Genomic DNA, 18094 nt, shown 5'->3' with positions numbered 1-18094 from the left:
CATGGCGAAACAGCGCGAAGAGTACGTCTGCAAGGCCTGCGGGGCCAAGAGCCCGCGCTGGACGGGCCAGTGCGCGGCCTGCGGCGAATGGAACACCGTGGAGGCCGTGGCCGCTGCCGCCCTCGGCGGCTGGAGCGCGCGGGGCACGGCCAGCCGCCCCGCCAGCCTGAGCGCCCCGGAGGCCCTGGAGGGCCTGAGCGCCGAAGGCGTGCGCGCCAGGCCCACGGGCATCCCGGCCCTGGACGGCCTGCTGGGCGCGGGTCTTGTGCCCGGAGCGGCCATCCTGCTTGGCGGCGAGCCCGGCGTGGGCAAAAGCACGCTCCTGCTCCAACTGGCCGCCCGCCAGGCCGAAATGGGTGCAAAAGCCGGCCGCACGGTCTATATTTCCGGCGAGGAATCCCTGTCCCAGATTCGCGGCCGGGCGGAGCGCCTTGGCCTGCTTGGCCCCGGCCTGCTTGCGCTGGCCACCAACAACGCCGACGAGGCCCTGGATGTCATCGCGGGCCTGGGCCGCGAACCGGGGCTGCTCATCGTGGATTCGGTGCAAACCCTTGCCAGCCCGCGCGCCGAGGGCATCCCCGGCAGCGTAAGCCAGGTGCGCACCGTGTCCGGAGAGCTGGTGGAGGCGGTCAAGCGCACCCAGGCCACCCTGGTGCTGGTGGGCCACGTGACCAAGGACGGGCAGATCGCCGGGCCCAAGCTGCTGGAGCACATGGTGGACACCGTGCTCTACCTGGAGGGCGACCGGAGGGATTACTCCCGCGTGCTGCGGGTGCTGAAAAACCGCTTCGGCCCGTCCGACGAGCTGCTGGTCTTCACCATGGAGGAAAAGGGCCTCGCCGTGGTGGACGACCCGTCCACCTTTTTCCTGGGCGCGCGCGACGCCAGCCTTTCGGGCGCAGCCGTGTCGCTGGCGCTGGACGGCCGCAGGCCCTTCGCCGTGGAGATCCAGGCGCTTGCCGCCAAGAGCTTTTTGTCCATTCCGCGCCGGGCGGCGCTGGGCTTCGACGCCAACCGCCTGCACCTGCTTTTGGCCGTGCTGGAAAAGCGCCTCAAACTGCCGCTGGGGCAACACGACATCTACGTGAAGCAAGGCGGCGGGCTGGCCCTGCGCGACCCCGGCCTGGACCTGGGGCTCGCGGCGGCCGTGCTGTCCTCGTTCTACGACGCCCCGCTGCCCGAAGGGGCGGTGTTCTGGGGCGAGTTGGACCTGAACGGGCACGTTCGGCCCGTGGCCGGGCAGGAGACGCGCCAGAAGCAGGCCTCGCGCCTGGGCTACGGCCCGCTGCTGCACGCCGGGACCTGCAAGACCCTGGACGACCTGCGCCGCGCCCTGTTCGGCAAAACGCAATCCTGAAAGACACACGCAAGGAGACGACGATGCTTCCCACCGCCTTCCTCTTCCCCGGCCAGGGCTCGCAGGAGCTGAACATGGGCCGCGACGTGGCCGAGGCGCAAAGCGCGGCCATGGACCTCTGGCTGCTGGCCGAAAAATGCTCCGGCCTCAAGCTGCGCGAAATCTATTGGGGCGCTCCCGATGCCGCCCCGGCCCCGGAGATGAGCGACACCCGCGCCCTGCAGCCCGCCCTCACCGTGGTCAACGTCAGCCTGTGGCTGGCCGCCAAGGGCAAGGCCCAGGCCATGAGCGTGGTTGGCGCGGCCGGGCACAGCCTGGGCGAATTCGCCGCCCTGTGCGCCGCTGGCGTGCTTTCCGTGGAGGACGTGGTGAAGGCCGTGTGCGAGCGCGGCAAGCTCATGGCCGACGCGGGCTCCCCTTCGGGGCCGTCCGGCCACGGCATGGCCGCCGTGGTCAAGCTGCCCCTTGAGACCGTGGAGGCCATCGTGGCCAAGGCCGCCGGGCAGAGCGGCGCATTTCTGCGCATCGCCAACCACAATTCGCCCGCGCAGTTCGTCATCAGCGGGGAAAAGCCCGCGCTGGACGCCGCGAGCGCGCTGGTGAAGGAGGCCAAGGGCCGCGCCGTGCCCCTGGCCGTGTCCGGCGCGTTCCACAGCCCGCTCATGAGCGAGCCCGCCAACGCCTTCGCCAAGGTGCTGGACTCCCTGGCCTGGCGGCCCGCCGCCTTCCCGGTGTACATGAACGTCACCGGCCAGGCCGAGACCGACCCCGGCGTCCTCAAAGCCCTGCTCACCGCGCAGATGACCTCGTCCGTCCTGTGGACCGTCACCATGCGGGGGCTGTATGCGGCGGGCGCGCGGCGCTTCGTCGAGCTTGGCCCCAAGAGCGTGCTGGCCAAGCTGGCCTTGCAGAACCTGGAAGGAAAAGACGACATCATCGCCCAGGCTGCCGGAAACATGGACGCCGTGGCGGACATCTAACCCGCCCTCCCCGAAGCAACGACACACGGCCCGGCCGCCTCGATTGGGGCGACCGGGCCGCTTGGCGTTTTGGGGCCGGGCTACAGCGACGACGGAAGACCGCAGCCGGTCTGGAGCGCCGCCAAAGACGCCCATGCGCACGGCGCAAGCCCCTTACCGGACTTAGTACTTCCGGTCCGGCCGGGGGAACAGCTTGGCCTCGGCCTTCACGGTGTTGCGCTTGAGGTGGTTGATGCGGTTCACGGCGTCCTCGGCTTGGCGGCGCAATATCTCCGGCAGGTCGGAGCCGACGAGGAATCTGGCGTAGTCGGGATTTGCCGCAATGCCCGGCCCCAGCACATAGCCCTCTGGCGCGGCCGGGTCCACACGCACGTCCCCTTCCTCCAGCACCAGTTCGTGCCCTGTGGCGCGGGCCAGCATGTCCTTAAGGAACAAGGCGAAGGCCTGCTGCACATCCTGAACGCTCTCCGCGCTCTGCACCCGCTGGCGCAAGGCCCGCGACAGTTCGTTCTCATGCTTGGTCAACGACGCCCGGTGTTGCATACGCCCTCCTTCCCGCAAACGGGGATTATGGCTCTTATTCGCATCATGCCGCGCGAGGGGTGGGTTGTAAAGGGCACAAACGCAAATACGCAATTCCCGGCATTGACGATGCCAGCCATAACTTGTATTTTTTGTTCAAGAATTCAGAAATTTCCTCTGGAGTCGCCGATGGAGATCTATGCGCTTTTCGATGAAAATGGCCACCCGAAGGGCTTCTACACACCGGTTGTCCACTCACGAATTCCCGGCGATGCGATCCGCATTTCCGTGAGCCACTGGCATGAATTCATACGCAACAAAGGCCTGCGCCGCTGGGATGGGGAAAAACCTGTGAAATACGATCCGCCACAATCCGCGCAGCACCGCAGCCAGTCCCCAACGAAAGGGTCACTGCACCCCATTGCCTTGGTGCGCAACACGCTCGCAGCCATTTTGCGTTAGCGCGAAAGGGCCGCGCACAGGCGCGACGCACGTTTCCTCAAGGCCAAATGGACTGCGCAGTTTTCAACAGTATGGGTCCCTTTCGTTTCACCCCGTTGGATGATTCGACGATCCGCTTCCAGGCCTTTCCCCGAGGTCCGGAAACACGGAAGCGCCCCGGTCCTCCCCGTGGCCGCTACGTACAAAGGCCCCGCCTCCCTCTTTACCGGGGGGCGGGGCCTTACATGTCGGGCACAGGCCGATTGATGACGACGCAACCGCCCAAGCGTCTTGACTTTCGTTGCGCAAGACAATAATTGCCACGAAATTTGATGATAACATCTGCCACAGGTCAGCCCGACCGCCTCCAGAACTCTAGCAATTGAGCCCCGATATGAGCCACGCCCGCCTCTCACCATATCACTACCACTTTGAATGTCTGCGCCACGCCCACCAACATGTGCGCAGCCAGGGTGCCGACTTCATCTTTTGCGCACTGCCCTGGGTGACAATGCTACGCGCCCCGTCTGACACCGAACGCCATCTCGGCATGGCGCGTTTCGGTGGCAAAGAGGGTGGCGAGGAAGTGACCCGAATAACGGACAGGATCAGCTGGCTCCAGGGCAATCCCCCGCATCTGGCCCAGACCTACGAAGGCGTCGACGGCTTCTGCGATGCCTATGCGCGCGAGGTGATGACCGGCCCCGGCCTCATCACCAACCCGGACGGGCTCACCTTCCAGCAGGACATGACCTCGCGTCTTGTCAACGTGCGGCACGGATTCCGCGTCACCACGGGCGTTCCCGTCAAGCATGAGCGCTCCGTATACGTGTTCGGCACGTCCCCGGTGTACGGCTTCGGGTCCGAAGACGCGCACACCATTCCTTCGCTGCTGCAGGCGCGGCTGAACGAACTCAACCTGCAGGACAGCGGCTTCCCCGCACACGGCGTCCTGAACCGCGGCATACGCGGCGGATCGTATTCCATGCTTCTGGGCCACCTGAAGCATACCCCCCTGCGCCAGGGCGACCTGGTGATCTTTTTCGGCTGCATGGTCGAGACCGAGCATGGCCGCGTGGGCTGGAGCAAGACACCGCCGGACACCCTCCCGCGCATCGTTGGCCTTTGCCAGGCTCACGGCATCCCGACCATGGACTCCACCCCCCTGTTCGAACGGCCGCACCCTCACGGAGAAGTCTTCATCGACTTCTCCCACCTCAGCCCGCGCGGCAACAAACTCGTGGCGGACAGACTCTTCCAGACCTGCTTCCAGCTCCCTCGCGAGCATAAGGCCGTTGCCGACGACATCGCCCGCGCCCTTCGCCTGGAAGCCATTCCGGAGTTCAGTCAGGAACGCGAGGACCAGCTGCTCCGGATTCCTGAGGTCCGGGACTACCTGGCCCACTTGAAGAGCCTGCGTCCCGCGAGCGGAATAGTGGGTTCCATCGTCATGAACTGCAACCCCTTCACCCTGGGGCACAAGCACTTGATTCGCCTGGCGGCTGGCCAGGTGGACCACCTGTTCGTGTTCATCAATCGGGAAAACAGGCAACACTTCAACTTCGAACAGCGGTTCCGGATGGTGCAGGCAGGCACGTCTGATCTGCCGAACGTCACCGTGCTGCCCTACAGCGGCGCCTGGGGAACAGCCAGCACCCATCCGCAGTACTTCGAAAAGGAAGCCAATCCGAATGCCCAACTGGACGCCACGGACGACCTCTCCAACTTCGGTCGGTACATCGCCCAAGCCCTCGGCATCACCAAGCGCTTCGCCGGGCAGGAGCCTTACTGCCCGGTGACCAGCCAGTACAACAGGCAGATGGCCGAGCACATGCCGCGTTACGGCATCGAATACATCGAGGTGGAGCGCCACTGCGTCGGCGGCGCAGCCGTGAGCGCGTCCGCGGTGCGCAGGTGCATCCGCGAGGCCGACTACGCCACCCTGCGCAGGCTGGTGCCGGAATCGACCATCGCGGGGCTCAAGGACCTGGGCCAGATTCCACCCGACGCCTAATCCGTACTGACCGCAGCGAAAAGGCCCCGCCCCTCTTAACCGGGGGGCGGGGCCTTACATTTCCTCAACGCGGCCTTGCGGCCTGAGCCTTACTCTTCCTCGTGCTCGTGGGCGAACCAGCTGTCGGCCAGAAGCGGGCCGTAGTAGATGGCCTCCTCCTCCAGGTCCTCCTCGATGCGCAGGAGCTGGTTGTACTTGGCCAGCCGGTCGCTGCGGCACAGGGACCCGGTCTTGATCTGCCCGGCGTTCACGGCCACGGCCAGGTCGGAGATGAAGGCGTCCTCGGTCTCGCCGCTGCGGTGGGAGACAACCGTGGTGTAGGCGGCCTGCTTGGCCATCTCGATGGTGTCGAGGGTCTCGGTCACGGTGCCGATCTGGTTCAGTTTGATGAGGATGGAGTTGGCCACCCCGCGCTCGATGCCCTCGGCCAGGATGTCCGGGTTGGTGACGAAGATGTCGTCGCCCACCAGCTGGATGTCATTGCCCATGCGGTCGGACAGGCTGACCCAGCCGTCCCAGTCGCCCTCGGCCATGCCGTCCTCGATGCTGACGATGGGGAAGCGCGACACCAGGTCGGCGTAGTAGTCGATGATCTCCGGCGCGGAGAGGACCTTGCCCTCGCCCTTGAGGTTGTACTTGCCTTTGTCGAAGAATTCGCTGGCGGCGCAGTCCATGGCCAGCGCGATCTCATGGCCGGGGTTGTAGCCGGCGGCCTCAATGGCGCGGATGATGTACTCCAGGGCCTCGGAGTGGCTCTTCAGGTTGGGGGCGAAGCCGCCCTCGTCGCCCACGCTGGTCACGTGGCCGTCCTTGGCGAGGATGCTTTTCAGCTCGTGGAAGGTCTCCGAGCCCATGCGCAGGGCGTCGGCGAAGGTCTCCGCACCCAGGGGCATGATCATGAATTCCTGGATGTCCAGATTATTGGGCGCGTGGGCTCCGCCGTTGATGATGTTCATCATGGGCACGGGCAGAAGCTTGGCGTTGATGCCGCCCAGATACTGGTACAGCGGAATGCCCAGGAAATTGGCCGCGGCGCGGGCGTTGGCCATGGAGACGCCCAGGATGGCGTTGGCGCCCAGGCGGCCCTTGTTGTCCGTGCCGTCCAGGTCGATGAGGGAGTTGTCCAGGGCCACCTGGCGCAGGCCGTCCATGCCCACGATGGCGCTGGCGATCTCCTCGCGGATGTTGTTCACCGCGTTGGCCACGCCCTTGCCGCCGTAGCGTTTCTTGTCCCCGTCGCGCAGTTCCAGCGCCTCGCGGCTGCCGGTGGACGCCCCGGAGGGCACCGCCGCGCGGCCCGACGCTCCAGACTCGTAGGTCACCTCGACCTCGACGGTGGGATTGCCGCGCGAATCCAGGATCTCGCGGGCCCAGACAGCAACGATGGTGCTCATATGGTCTCCTTGGTTTTGTGAACCGTGGTGGTGTGTTCTGTTTGCTCGACAATCATTCCATGGGGCAAGATATACGAAAACCGCCGCAGATTCAAATGCCCGCGCGCGACATTTCCGCGCCAGCGCCTTCCGAGGCCCTCCAGACGCGCCACAGGCCCTCCATGAGCAGATCCTCTCGGACCTCATGGATGGCCGGGCACACGGCCGCGATGCGCGCGGCGAAGCCGCCAGTGGCGATGACGCGCACCTCGCCTTCGCGTCCAGGCAGCAGCGTGGCCGCGAGCTTTTTCGCCAACCCCTCCACCATGGCGGCGAAGCCGTGGATAAGCCCCAGGTTCAGGCTCTGCGACGTGCTCTGCCCGATTTCGAGACCGCCATCCGGCCGGGGCGGCCCGATTTCAAGCGTGATGTGCGGCAGCTTGGCCGTGCCCGTGGCCAGGGCCCGCGCGCTCGAAAGCACCCCCGGGCAGATGAGCCCGCCCATGAAGGCGCCGCCCAACACGCAATCGAAGGTGGTGGCCGTGCCAAAATCCACCACGACCAGGGCCGGGGCGTCCGAAAGATGTCGCGCGGCGCAGGCGGTGACGAGCCTGTCGGCCCCGACCTCCGCGGGCCGGGCGTAACGGTTCTCGATGGGGATGGGCAGGTCGCCGGGCGCAAACAGCGCCTTGCGCCCGAAAAAGCGCTCGGCCGCGCGGGAAAGCACCGGATTCATGGGCGGCACCACGGATGACGCGACAAAGCCCGTCACCTCGCCGGGGGCCACGTTCTCCACCCGGCAGATGTCGAGCAGCCGAAGCCCCCAGGAGTCCGGTGTGTCCGCCGGGGACGTGGGCAGGGCGTAGCAGGCGGCCAGCCCCAGGCCGGGACGGGCCAGCCCGACCTTGACGTTGGTGTTGCCCACATCAAGCAAAAACACTGTATCCATTCGCTCTTCCGGAGTTTTGGTTCGAAAAACGGGGGAGGTGGGCGCGGTGCGGGACCAAAGACGTGCGCAAAGCGCATTGCCAGAGCGCCCAGCACCGTGTATTGCCATAACCTAGACATCCGTCAAGGAGAATACGCATGGACCCGGCCAGGCTCATTCCTGCGGCCGAGGCCATCCCCTCCCCCTGGGGCTGGTTCGAGGCCTTGCTCGTCATCACCTTCGCCCTGCACATCCTGTTCATGAACCTTGCGGTGGGTTCGGCCCTGCTGGCGTTCTTCGGGCGCGGCCGACACGCGGACCTGGCCCATGATTTGGGGCACCGAGCGCCCACCTTCCTGGCGCTGACCATCAACTTCGGCGTGGCCCCGCTGCTTTTCGTGCAGGTGCTGTACGGCCAGTTCCTCTACACCAGTTCGGTGCTCATGGCCGGATGGTGGCTCTCGGCCATCGCGGCGGTCATCATCGGCTACTATGGGTTGTACGCCCACGACGCCAAGTTCAACGCCGCGCCCAGCCTTTCGCGCCTGGCGCTGGGGGTGTCGCTGGCGTTCCTCCTGTATACGGGCTTCCTGCTGGCGACAAACATGACCCTGATGCTGCGCCCCGAGGCCTGGACCGCCTATTCGGAAAACCCGCGCGGCAGCCTGCTGAACCTCTCGGACCCCACCCTGTGGCCGCGCTACCTGCACGCCATCGTGGCCGCCCCGGCCGTGGCCGGGTTGTACGCCGCGCTCCTGGGCGAAAAACGAGGTCGGCCGGACTGGGTGGACCTCGGCATGAAGTGGTTCACGCGGGCCACCATGCTGCAGATCGTCATCGGCGCCTGGGTGCTCGTCTCCCTGCCCCGGACGGTCTTGTCTGCGTTCATGGGCGGCAGCGCCCTGGCCACCGGGGCCCTGGCCGTGGGCTCCCTGGCCGGACTGGCGGCCCTGTTCGCCGGGCTGCGCAGACGCCCGGGGCTTGCCGCCGGACTCACCGTGGCCGCGGTACTGGTCATGAGCCTGACCCGCGCCCAGGTGCGCGCCTTCACCCTGGCCCCGTACTTCAACCCCGCGGACCTGCCGGTGCGCAACGAGGTGTCGCCCCTGGTCATGTTCCTGGGCTCGCTCGTCGTGGGCCTGGCCGCCGTGACCTACATGCTCAAGACCTACGCCAAGACCGCGGGCGCGGGGAGGTAGGCCATGGAATACCCTATCTGGCACCTTTTCGCATTGGCTGGCGGCTTCTGGATCGCCCTCATCGGCACGTTCCACGTGTACCTGGCGCACTTCGCCGTGGGCGGCGGCCTGTACCTCGTGCTTGCCGAACTGTACGCGCGCAGGCTGGGCAGCCCGGCGCTGCTGGCCCACGTCAAGCGCCACGCCCGGCTCTTCCTGCTGGTGACCATGGTGGCCGGCGGGGTCACGGGCGTGGGCATCTGGTTCACCATCGGGCTGTTGTCGCCGCAGGCCACAAGCACGCTCCTGAAGGTCTTCGTTTACGGCTTCGCCACAGAATGGGTGTTCTTCCTGGGCGAAATCGTCGCGCTGCTCGTCTACTACTACGGGTTCGACCGCATGGAGCCGGGCGACCACATGCGCATGGGCTGGTTCTACTTCCTGTTCGCCTTCCTCTCCCTGTTCATGATCAACGGCATTGTGGGCTTCATGCTGACGCCGGGCGAGTGGACCACCAGCCGTGACTTCTGGGACGCCTTCCTGAACCCGACCTTCTGGCCGCAATTGGCCCTGCGCACGGCCATCAGCCTGGCGCTGGCCGGGCTCTTCGGCTTTGTCACGGCCACGCGCATTCCGGATGAGAACGGCTCCGGCCTTGCACGCGAACGCATGGTGCGCATGGCCGCCGCCTGGACCATCCTGCCGCTGGCCGCCTGCGTCGGCGCGGGCTGGTGGTACATCCACGCCCTGCCCCAGCCGCAGTTTGAGATGGTCATGCTGCGCTCGGCGCGCATCACCGGTTTCCTGAAGTACTTCCAATATTTCGCCGCAGCGGCGGCCATTGGCGCGCTGGTCCTGGCCATCCGCACGCCCGGCCGCTTCCGCTTCCCGCTGGCCCTTGTGGTGGTGCTTACGGGCTGGGGCGTCATCGGCAGCTTCGAGTTCGTGCGCGAGGCCGCGCGCAAGCCGTTTCTCATCTACGGACACACCTATTCCAACGGCATCCGCGTGGGCACGGAGGAAACCGCCAGCGCCCAGGGCTATCTGGCCACGGCCAAATGGGCGCGCATCCGCCAGGTGACCGAAGCCAACAGGCTGGAGGCCGGGGCAGAACTGTTCCAACACCAGTGCGCAAGCTGCCACTCCATCGGCGGCCCCATGAACAACATCCGCCCCTGGGCCGCCAGCCTCACCACGGAAGGCATGGCCTCGCTTTTGGGCGCCCTTGACGCCATCAACCCGGCCATGCCGCCCTTTGTGGGCAACGGCCAGGAGCGCGACGCCCTGGCCGCCTATGTGGCCCAGGTGCTGGGGGGCAGAACGGACGGCCCTCAGCCTGCGGTGGACATTGTCGAGACGGACGCCGAAGTGCCGCCCTTCGACCCGGCCACGGACGAATACGTGCTGCTTGCCTGGCCCGGCCAGGGAATGCATCAGGCTGTCGGGGCTCCGGGCGTGTTCTCGCTGCGGGAGCCGGAAGTCCGCCTCCACGCCCAGCTCATCAAGCGCGGCGACGGCCCCTCCAAGGTCACCGACGGGGTCGCCCTCACCTACGCCGTGGAAGGGGGCGCGGCCAGCGGCGGCATGAAGCTCCTGGACGGCCGCGACTGGTTCCACGCCACGCTCACCCTTTCGCCCCGCAGGGCCGATGGAACGCTCTTCCCCTACCCCATGGCCACGGTGGAGGCGCGCGACGCAAGCGGCCGTGTGCTGGCCCGCACCCGCGCGGCCCTGCCCGTGTCCGACGAGGCGGGCTGCGCCGCCTGCCACGGCGGGGGCGACGCCAAGGGCGCAATCACGCCGGAAACCGGCATGAACATCCTGCGCATCCACGACAGGCTGAACCGCACCGGCTTGGCGGCCCAGGCCCGAAGCGGCAAGCCCGTACGCTGCGCGGACTGCCACGCTGATCCCCTGACCGGCGGCAAAGGCCGGGGCGACCTGCTCTCCGTCTCCGCCGCGCTGCACGGCTTCCATGCCAACACCATGCGCGGCCAGGGCGCGGAGGCCTGCGCACGCTGCCACCCCAGCCGCGAAAACGGCGGCACGCGCATGTTGCGCGGCCTGCACGGCCAGCTTGGCCTGGACTGCGTGGCCTGCCACGGCCACCTGGAGGATCACGCCCTGGCGCTGCTGAAGCGCGAGGCCGAGGCCGGTACGGGCACGCGCGGGGCAAGTCGGCTCATCAGCACGATCACCCCGCAGGGCATGGACAAGAAGCAGATTCCGCCGCGCACCGCCTGGGTGCAGACCACCGACTGTCTGGCCTGCCACAAGGACTTCGGCGCGCCCGACCCCAGCCAGGCCTTCGGCAACTGGACCAAGGCCCCGGCGGACCGCTTCCGCGAGCGGCTGGACGACATGGGGGCGCTCTCCTGCCCCTCGTGCCACGGCCCGCAGCACGCGCTGTACCCGGCAACGAACCCCTACGGGAAGCGCCGCGACGTGGTGCAGCCGCTGCAGTACCAGAAGCTGGAGCGCCCTCTGGGGGCCAAGGCCAATTGCGCCGTGTGCCACAAGGTCGCCAAGGACATGGATGCGCACCACCCGAACACCATCCAGTAGGAGTGCGAGCAAACCATGATCGCCCGTGAATGGAAATGCCTGTGCCCCGCCCGGCACCGCGACGGCTTCCTGCTGCACCTGGAGCGCACCGGCGTGCGCGAGGCGCGGGAAACCAAGGGCTACAAGGGCCATCTGGTGCTGGAACGCCTGGAGGACAACGGCCTCGGCCCAGGGTCCGGAAGCGTGGAGATCGGCCTCACCACCTTCTGGGATTCCTGGGAGGCGGTGCGCGCCTTTGCCGGGGAAGACATGCACCGCGCCGTGCTGTACCCCGGCGACGAACGCTACGAGATCATCCCGGACAAGCATGTGCGGCATTACGCCGTGCTCGGCCAGGACCGGACCTGAACGCGGCGGCCGCGCCGAGCCCCTTGCCCGCAAAAGGGAGGAACGCCATGCACGAAACCAGCCTGGGCGGAATGCTCACCGACTACCTGAGCGGCCAGCCCATCGAGGAGACCACCTACGAAGAGTTCCGCCAAGCCCTTGCCCGGCATCTGGTGGAGGAGAAGGGCTTCCCCAAGGACGCGCTCAAGGCCAAGGTTCCCCTGATCTTCCATGTCGACGGGGAAGAAACCGGCAGGCATGTCGACCTGGTGGCCTACGAGCCCGGCGGCGCGCCCGTGCTGCTCGTCATCTTCTGCGCGGGCGACGTGGGCAGCTTCGAGCGCGAGACCGTGAGCTGCGCGCGCCTCTTTCCCGGCGGGCCTGTGCCCCTGGCCATCGCCACGGACACCATCGGCGCCAGCATCCTCGACACCGCCAGCGGAGACTGCGTCGCCACCGGCGTGCGCGCCATCCCCGCTTGGGCCGAAGTGCTCGCCAAACACGCCGACACCCCGCGCAACGCGCTGACGCCGGAACGTCGGGCCCGCGAGGAGCGCATCCTCCACGCGTACAACGGCTTCCTCTACGGCACCTGCTGCCAGGAGTCCTGCCGCATTCCGCCCAAAAGCGGCACGTAGCGCCACCGGCGCAGCACACCCAAACCGTCCCGGCCGCAACCGCCCGCACCATGCGGCGCGGCTCTCTGCGCGCGCCCATGGCGTTGACCAGCGTGGGTCTCGCCCATGGCCGCGAAGCCTCCGGCTCCGCGGCAAGAGCATTTTAACCACGCGGTTTAACCAAGCGGTTGACATGCCGCCGCCGATGGACTAGGTGGGGTTCACGAACATCATGGCGAGGGGCACATGCAGCAGACAGTCGGCGAGAACATGACCAGGGCCAAGCTCATCGAGGCGGGCACGTGGCTCTTTGCCGAGCACAACGGGCACGAGGTGAGCAACCGCCGCCTGGCCGCCGAGGCCAAGGTGAACCACGCCATGATCAACTACCACTTCGGCAGCCGGGAGGGGCTCCTGGATGCCATCTTCAGCCATTGTCTGCAAAAATGGAAAGAGATCATCCTGCCGCTTCTGGAGGCCGCGGAAACCCGCATCGGCGGCGGCAAAGACGCCCTTGCGGCGGCCGTGCGCGAGCTGGTGGACGGGGTCATCGCGGCCATCACCGGCAAGCAGAGCGGGCGCTTCTTGGCCGTGCTCCTCAACGACGACCTGACCACCCCCAAGAAGTATTACGACCGCCTGTTCAACGAGGTGCTCGCCCCGTTCCACCGCACGGCCAGCCGCATCGCGGCCGAGGCCAAGGGGCTCAAGCCAGAGGCCTTTGAAAGCCTGGTGCTGGGGCAGGCCATCGTCGCCCAGTGCATGACGTTTTTCCGTGGACGGGTGCTGCTGCTGCCCCGCCTCAAGTGGCCCGACCTGGAAGGCGACAAGCACCTGCTCATCTCCCGGCCCCTGGGCGACGCCATCGTCGCCTCCCTGGGCCTGTAACGCCGTATCCAGCCCCCGGCCGGAGAGGCGTTTTTTTACGCCTTGTTAATGAAAATGAATTTCAAAATCCTTTGGAGGCGCAAATGAACACAGCTCAAGCACGGACACAAACCAGCCCCTCCGGAAGGATAAACAGGGTGGGCATGACCACGCGCGCGCGGGAAGGCGAATGGTTCGCCCGCGAAGGGGTGGACCCGCTGTCCGAGGCCTTCGAGCGCAAGCGCGCGGTCCACGCGGGCATGGGCGGCGGCATGGTCACAGGAGAGGAGGCGCTGCAGCTGCACGCCGCCCTCATGGAGCGCCCGCGCCAAGGCAAAAGCGCGGTGTACGTGCATATTCCCTTCTGCGAAACCAAGTGCATCTACTGCGGCTTCTACATCGCCCCCTACCGCAAGGAGGTGAGCGCCTCCTATACCGACGCCCTGCTCGACGAGATGCGCCGGGAACGCGGCCGCGCCGCAGTGGGACGCGAGCCCGTGCACGCCGTGTACCTTGGCGGCGGCACGCCCACCGCCCTGGAGCCCAAGGATCTGGAGCGCCTGCTGCGGGGCATCCGCGAGAACATGCCCCTGGCCAACGATTGCGAAATCACCGTGGAGGGCCGCATCCACAATTTCGGGCCGGAGAAGATGCGCGCCGCAGTGGAGGGCGGGGCCAACCGCTTCTCCATCGGCGTGCAGACCTTCCACACGCGGCTTCGGCAATCGCTGGGCCGCGTGTGCTCCAGGCGGGAGGTCACCACAGCCCTGGAGCGGCTGCTGGCCATGGACACGGCAGCCGTGGTGGTGGACCTCATCTACGGCCTGCCCGGCCAGACCATGCGCAGCTGGGAGGAGGACATGCGCACTTTCGAGTCCCTGGGGCTGGACGGCTGCGACCTCTACCAGCTCAACGTCTTTCCCGGCGGCAAGCTCGACCGGGCGCTGAAAAGCGGCGCCGCCGCCCCCGTGGCCGACATCCCCATGCAGTCGCGGATGTTCCGGCGCGGGGTGGAGCTGATGACGGACATGCGCGCCGCCCGTCTGTCCATCTCCCACTGGGGACGCACCGCGCGTGAGCGCAACATCTACAATCCCCTCATGAAAAGCCGCGCCGACTGCCTGGCCTACGGCGCGGGCGCGGGCGGCTGCCTGCAGGGGCACTTCTGCTTCATGACCGCCGACCCCTCGGACTACATGGCCCGAAGCCGCGCCGGGGAAAAACCCCTGGCCGGAGTGGCGCGTCCGCCGCTCCAGTTGGCGCTCATGCGCTCGCTTTCCGAGCAGCTTGAACGCGGCTGGCTTGACCTGCCCCGTGCGACCCGCGCGGCCGGTTTCGACGCAGGGGCGGAATTCGATCCCTTGCTCCGCCAGTGGGAGCGGGCGGGCCTGCTCACCCGACGCCGCAACCGCGTCGACCTCACCCTGGCCGGCCAGTTCTGGCAGGTGAACCTGGTGCAGGGGCTGCTCGACTGGCACATGCACAACCAAAAGGAGGAGTCCATATGATCCCGTTGTCCCCCCGCAGGCGCAAAAAACGCAACACAGTGAAGCCGCTGCTGCTCGCCAGCGCCGTGCTCCTCAGCCTGACCTCCGCCGCCCAGGCCTGGGCGGCGAAAAGCGCGGAGGAAGTCAAGACCGGGCAGGTAGTCGTCTCGGCCACGCGCATGGAAACCGAGCTCAAGGACGCGCCCAACAGCATCAGCGTGGTCACGCAGGAGGACATCGAACGTGAGCCCGCCCCCACGGTGGCCGACCTTTTGAAGGACATCCCCGGCGTGCAGGTGCTGGACCAGTCCATCGCCGGGGTCAAGCGCGTCACCATCCGCGGCGAGTCGCCCTCGCGCGTGCTCATCATGGTGGACGGGCAGAAGGTGCCGGAGCAGAAGTCCATGGACGGCTCCATGATCCTTGTGGACCTGAACGATGTGGAGCGCATCGAGGTGATCAAAGGCCCGGCGTCCGTGCTGCACGGCAGCGAGGCCATCGGCGGCGTGGTGAACATCATCACCAAGAAGGGGGGCAAGAAGCCCATCCAGCTCGCCATGGCCGAGACCTTCGACGGCTCGGCCAACGCCCTCACCGAGTATCTTTCGGCCTTCGGCGGCATCGATGGCTGGAGCTACCGGGTTTCCGGCTCCTACACCGACGGGGGCAACCGCTACGCCCCGGGCGGCCCCGTGGACGACTCCGGCTACCTGAGCCGCAACTTCTCCGCCTATGTGGACAAGGTGCTGGGCAAGGCCAAGTTCGGCCTGCGCGCCGACAGCTTCTGGAGCCACGAGCAGGTTCCGGCGGCCGTGTCCGGCACAACGCTGGTGGAGCTCAATCTTCCGGCCTGGACCAGGGACAAGGTCTCCGGCTTCGTGGAATTCAAGGACATCAGCGACACCTTGAGCAAACTGGCGCTGAACGCCTATTTCCAGACCACCTACAAGGACTTCTACAACTACGTCGACCCCGCGGCCTTCGCCCCCAAGACCTCGCTGTGGACCAAGAACTGGCAGGACACCACCGGGGCCAGCCTGCAGACCGACTGGACCCTGGGCGGGGGGCATTACGTGGTGGCCGGGGCCGAGGCCAGCTTCGAGGACCTGAAGGCGCGCGACCACAAGACCACCAAGACCTGGCTGGGGGTGGTGACCTCCGACTCCACCTACACCAACAAGGCCCACCAGGACACCTACGCCGCCTTTGTCCAGGACCAGTGGAGCATCACCCCCGACTGGACCCTGACCATGGGCCTGCGTGAGACCATCGTGAAGTCCGAGCTTGACAGTGCGCAGGACCCTGGCCTGGCCCCTGGCACCAGCAGCGGCAACCGGCCCGTGGGCAGCATCGGACTGGTGTACTCCGGCTTCAAGGACTGGCGGTTGCGGGCCCAGGCCTCCCAGGGCTACCGCTTCCCCAATCTGCAGCAGCTCTACATCGGCACGGTGCACGGCTCCTCCCGGCCGACCTACTCCAACCCGGACCTGAAGCCCGAGACCTCCAACAACTTCGAGGTTGGCGCGCGTTACGGCGATGGCGCCTGGACCATGGACGCCGCAGCCTTCTACAGCAAGGCCGAGGACTACATCGCCACCGTGGCGCTCACCGGCACCACCTCGCAGTTCCAGAACGTCAGCGGGGCCACCACCTACGGCGGCGAGCTCGCCCTCGAATACCTCTTCGCGGATTGGAATCTCACGCCGTATGTCTCGGCCACGTACCTGCGCCGCAAATACGACGCCAACACCTACGAGACCTCGCAGACCGGAGATCCCTCGCTCTTCGGCCGCTATGGCCTGCGCTGGTTCCACGACCTGGACGCGGCCCTGCGCTTCACGGCCGATGCGTATTCCCGCCAGGCCAGCACGGCCAAGGAAGACTCCAGCGGCACGCTGTACCGCTACAACAACTGGCAGACCTACAACCTGGCCCTTGGGCTGGACTGGACCGGGGAGCGGAAATACAGCCTCTCCCTCAACCTGAACAACCTCACCAACGAAAAATATACCGAGGCCAACTCGGCCCTGGTTTCCCCCGGCTTCCATGCCGTGCTCCGCCTGGGAGCGGAGTTCTGATGGACGCCCAGAGCACCATGCTCACCGCCGGCGCGGCCTCTCCCGCGTCGGCGGACGGGAAACGGGGCGGCCTGTCGCGCCGTTGGCGGGTGAGCGAACTCATCACCATCGGCATCTTCGCCGCGGTCATCAAGGTCTCCAGCCTGGCCATCGCCCTGGCCGGAGGCGGCATGAACCCGGTGTCGCTGATGCTCAAGAACGCCGTGTTCACCGCGCTGCTGGTGGTGCTGCTGCACAAGGTGCGGGTGTTCGGCACGCTGACCCTGTTCACGCTCATCAGCGCCGTGGTGTCGCTGCTGCTCATGGGCGCGGGGCTTGCGCTGCTTCCGGCCATGCTCCTGGCGGGCCTCGCCTCGGAGACCCTGGTCATGGCCCTGGGCGGGTACGGCCGCACTGTGCCGCTGCTTCTGGGGGTGGGCTGCTACGATCTGCTCTCCAAAGGCCTGAGTTTGGCCTTCTCCTGGCTCATGATGCGCGAACAGCCCGCGCTCATGGTCACCTCAACGGTCATGGTGACGGTGGGCTACGCCGGATCGCTGCTGGGCCTCTGGTTCGGCGTGGCCTTCGTCAAGGAGCTGAGACATGCGGGCATTGTACGGGAATAGCCGGGGGGGAGGATTCCCCGCCCGCCTGGATACGCGCACCAAGATGCTGCTCTGCCTGGCCGCATCGCTTTCCTCCATCGTGCTGACGGACATGGCCGCCCTGGGGGTGCTGCTGGCCGCAAGCGTCGCATACGCGCTCTCCGCGCGGGATGTGAAAGGCCTGCTCGTAAGCTATGCCGCCGTGGCGCTCATGCTCGGAACCTCCGCCCTCTGCGTGGTGGGCATGGGGCTTCTCTGGCCCGCCATGGCCAGCCTGGAGATACAGCGTTTCGTCGTGCCCTTCATGCGCATCGTCGTGTCCATCAACGTGGTGCTGGGGCTGGCGCTCACCTCCAGGGTGCAGTCCATCCTCACGGCGCTCAAGTCCTTGCGGCTGCCCGCGCTGGTGTTCATCCCCGCCTCGGTCATGGTGCGCTTCATCCCGACCTTCATCAACGACATCCGGCAGATATGGCAAACCCTGCGCATCCGGGGCTATGTCCGCTCCCCGCTGGGCTTGGCGGCGCGGCCAGGCCTGGCCGTGCGGGTGCTGTTCATGCCGCTTGTGTTCCGGGCCTTGCGCTCGGCCGACGACCTGGCCATGGCCGCCGAGCTCAAGGGCGTGGGCGGCCAGACCAGGGTGACGGCGCACCGCGTCGGACGCCTGGCCAGGGTCGATTACCTGACATTGGCTGTGGGCGCGGGGCTGCTGGTCCTGGCCGTGTGGCTGCAACTGCGCTCCGGCCTGCGCATGTCCATGCACTAGGAGGTCACGG

16 protein-coding genes are annotated in these 18094 nt (G+C 67.0%); 13 read left to right on the top strand and 3 right to left on the bottom strand.

The annotated features are described in order from the left end of the window. Nucleotide 1: 1 nt before the first annotated feature. On the top strand, nt 2-1357 hold the full coding sequence (radA, locus tag CHB73_RS11900) for a DNA repair protein RadA (protein WP_089274810.1): 1356 nt from the start codon (nt 2-4) through the stop codon (nt 1355-1357). A 23-nt stretch (nt 1358-1380) separates the two neighbouring features. Beyond that, nucleotides 1381-2337: an ACP S-malonyltransferase gene (locus tag CHB73_RS11895; RefSeq protein WP_089274809.1), complete on the top strand. Its 957-nt coding sequence runs from the start codon at nt 1381-1383 to the stop codon at nt 2335-2337. A 162-nt stretch (nt 2338-2499) separates the two neighbouring features. On the opposite strand, the gene CHB73_RS11890 is transcribed toward CHB73_RS11895, so the two are convergent. Continuing rightward, complete coding sequence (locus CHB73_RS11890) at nt 2500-2880, bottom strand: hypothetical protein (protein ID WP_089274808.1); 381 nt, start codon at nt 2878-2880, stop codon at nt 2500-2502. A gap of 168 nt (nt 2881-3048) precedes the next feature. Here CHB73_RS11890 and CHB73_RS11885 point away from each other — a divergent pair, with 168 nt between their 5' ends. Further along, nucleotides 3049-3321, top strand: coding sequence for a hypothetical protein (locus CHB73_RS11885; RefSeq protein ID WP_089274807.1), 273 nt, complete (start codon nt 3049-3051; stop codon nt 3319-3321). Between the two features lie 529 nt (nt 3322-3850). Beyond that, nucleotides 3851-5314, top strand: a complete 1464-nt coding sequence (locus CHB73_RS11880) for an adenylyltransferase/cytidyltransferase family protein (protein WP_179217020.1) — start codon at nt 3851-3853, stop codon at nt 5312-5314. Nucleotides 5315-5403: 89 nt separating this feature from the next. On the opposite strand, the gene eno is transcribed toward CHB73_RS11880, so the two are convergent. Both eno and CHB73_RS11870 read right to left on the bottom strand, forming a co-directional pair. After that, the gene (gene eno, locus CHB73_RS11875; protein WP_089274805.1) at nt 5404-6708 is read right to left on the bottom strand and encodes a phosphopyruvate hydratase; all 1305 of its coding nucleotides are present in this window, start codon (nt 6706-6708) and stop codon (nt 5404-5406) included. A 91-nt stretch (nt 6709-6799) separates the two neighbouring features. Continuing rightward, nucleotides 6800-7636: a type III pantothenate kinase gene (locus CHB73_RS11870; RefSeq protein WP_089274804.1), complete on the bottom strand. Its 837-nt coding sequence runs from the start codon at nt 7634-7636 to the stop codon at nt 6800-6802. Nucleotides 7637-7773: 137 nt separating this feature from the next. Here CHB73_RS11870 and CHB73_RS11865 point away from each other — a divergent pair, with 137 nt between their 5' ends. The 9 genes from CHB73_RS11865 to CHB73_RS11825 all read left to right on the top strand — a co-directional run bounded on the left by CHB73_RS11865 (nt 7774) and on the right by CHB73_RS11825 (nt 18084). Next, on the top strand, nt 7774-8814 hold the full coding sequence (locus CHB73_RS11865) for a hypothetical protein (RefSeq protein WP_089274803.1): 1041 nt from the start codon (nt 7774-7776) through the stop codon (nt 8812-8814). 3 nt (nt 8815-8817) lie between these two features. Next, nucleotides 8818-11358, top strand: a complete 2541-nt coding sequence (locus tag CHB73_RS11860; RefSeq protein ID WP_089274802.1) for a cytochrome ubiquinol oxidase subunit I — start codon at nt 8818-8820, stop codon at nt 11356-11358. Nucleotides 11359-11373: 15 nt separating this feature from the next. Next, nucleotides 11374-11706 carry an antibiotic biosynthesis monooxygenase gene (locus tag CHB73_RS11855; RefSeq protein WP_089274801.1) on the top strand — a complete coding sequence of 111 codons (333 nt, stop codon included), beginning with the start codon at nt 11374-11376 and terminating at the stop codon, nt 11704-11706. Nucleotides 11707-11753: 47 nt separating this feature from the next. After that, nucleotides 11754-12323, top strand: a complete 570-nt coding sequence (locus tag CHB73_RS11850; protein WP_089274800.1) for a type I restriction enzyme HsdR N-terminal domain-containing protein — start codon at nt 11754-11756, stop codon at nt 12321-12323. Between the two features lie 225 nt (nt 12324-12548). After that, a complete protein-coding gene (locus tag CHB73_RS11845) occupies nt 12549-13190 on the top strand; it encodes a CerR family C-terminal domain-containing protein (RefSeq protein ID WP_089274799.1) in 642 nt (213 codons plus the stop codon). Nucleotides 13191-13273: 83 nt separating this feature from the next. Continuing rightward, nucleotides 13274-14677: a heme anaerobic degradation radical SAM methyltransferase ChuW/HutW gene (gene hutW / locus CHB73_RS11840; RefSeq protein WP_089274798.1), complete on the top strand. Its 1404-nt coding sequence runs from the start codon at nt 13274-13276 to the stop codon at nt 14675-14677. Next, nucleotides 14674-16734, top strand: coding sequence for a TonB-dependent receptor plug domain-containing protein (locus CHB73_RS11835; protein WP_089274797.1), 2061 nt, complete (start codon nt 14674-14676; stop codon nt 16732-16734). The genes hutW and CHB73_RS11835 overlap by 4 nt, the downstream gene beginning before the upstream one ends. Further along, entirely contained in the window at nt 16734-17339 is a 606-nt protein-coding gene (locus CHB73_RS11830) for an MptD family putative ECF transporter S component (RefSeq protein WP_235641593.1), read from the top strand. Before CHB73_RS11835 ends, CHB73_RS11830 begins: the two co-directional genes overlap by 1 nt. Further along, nucleotides 17317-18084 carry an energy-coupling factor transporter transmembrane component T family protein gene (locus CHB73_RS11825; RefSeq protein ID WP_089274796.1) on the top strand — a complete coding sequence of 256 codons (768 nt, stop codon included), beginning with the start codon at nt 17317-17319 and terminating at the stop codon, nt 18082-18084. The genes CHB73_RS11830 and CHB73_RS11825 overlap by 23 nt, the downstream gene beginning before the upstream one ends. The last annotated feature ends 10 nt before the right edge of the window (nt 18085-18094 follow it).

The organism is Humidesulfovibrio mexicanus, assembly GCF_900188225.1.
Classification (GTDB): Bacteria; Desulfobacterota; Desulfovibrionia; order Desulfovibrionales; family Desulfovibrionaceae; genus Humidesulfovibrio; species Humidesulfovibrio mexicanus.
This window is presented reverse-complemented; position numbering and strand designations above follow the sequence as displayed.

Excerpts from the sequence above, each read along its gene's own strand:
- radA (WP_089274810.1), top strand. The coding sequence starts at position 2 with ATGGCGAAACAGCGCGAAGAGTACGTCTGCAAGGCCTGCGGGGCCAAG.
- CHB73_RS11895 (WP_089274809.1), top strand. The coding sequence starts at position 1,381 with ATGCTTCCCACCGCCTTCCTCTTCCCCGGCCAGGGCTCGCAGGAGCTG.
- CHB73_RS11890 (WP_089274808.1), bottom strand. The coding sequence starts at position 2,880 with ATGCAACACCGGGCGTCGTTGACCAAGCATGAGAACGAACTGTCGCGG.
- CHB73_RS11885 (WP_089274807.1), top strand. The coding sequence starts at position 3,049 with ATGGAGATCTATGCGCTTTTCGATGAAAATGGCCACCCGAAGGGCTTC.
- CHB73_RS11880 (WP_179217020.1), top strand. The coding sequence starts at position 3,851 with ATGGCGCGTTTCGGTGGCAAAGAGGGTGGCGAGGAAGTGACCCGAATA.
- eno (WP_089274805.1), bottom strand. The coding sequence starts at position 6,708 with ATGAGCACCATCGTTGCTGTCTGGGCCCGCGAGATCCTGGATTCGCGC.
- CHB73_RS11870 (WP_089274804.1), bottom strand. The coding sequence starts at position 7,636 with ATGGATACAGTGTTTTTGCTTGATGTGGGCAACACCAACGTCAAGGTC.
- CHB73_RS11865 (WP_089274803.1), top strand. The coding sequence starts at position 7,774 with ATGGACCCGGCCAGGCTCATTCCTGCGGCCGAGGCCATCCCCTCCCCC.
- CHB73_RS11860 (WP_089274802.1), top strand. The coding sequence starts at position 8,818 with ATGGAATACCCTATCTGGCACCTTTTCGCATTGGCTGGCGGCTTCTGG.
- CHB73_RS11855 (WP_089274801.1), top strand. The coding sequence starts at position 11,374 with ATGATCGCCCGTGAATGGAAATGCCTGTGCCCCGCCCGGCACCGCGAC.
- CHB73_RS11850 (WP_089274800.1), top strand. The coding sequence starts at position 11,754 with ATGCACGAAACCAGCCTGGGCGGAATGCTCACCGACTACCTGAGCGGC.
- CHB73_RS11845 (WP_089274799.1), top strand. The coding sequence starts at position 12,549 with ATGCAGCAGACAGTCGGCGAGAACATGACCAGGGCCAAGCTCATCGAG.
- hutW (WP_089274798.1), top strand. The coding sequence starts at position 13,274 with ATGAACACAGCTCAAGCACGGACACAAACCAGCCCCTCCGGAAGGATA.
- CHB73_RS11835 (WP_089274797.1), top strand. The coding sequence starts at position 14,674 with ATGATCCCGTTGTCCCCCCGCAGGCGCAAAAAACGCAACACAGTGAAG.
- CHB73_RS11830 (WP_235641593.1), top strand. The coding sequence starts at position 16,734 with ATGGACGCCCAGAGCACCATGCTCACCGCCGGCGCGGCCTCTCCCGCG.
- CHB73_RS11825 (WP_089274796.1), top strand. The coding sequence starts at position 17,317 with ATGCGGGCATTGTACGGGAATAGCCGGGGGGGAGGATTCCCCGCCCGC.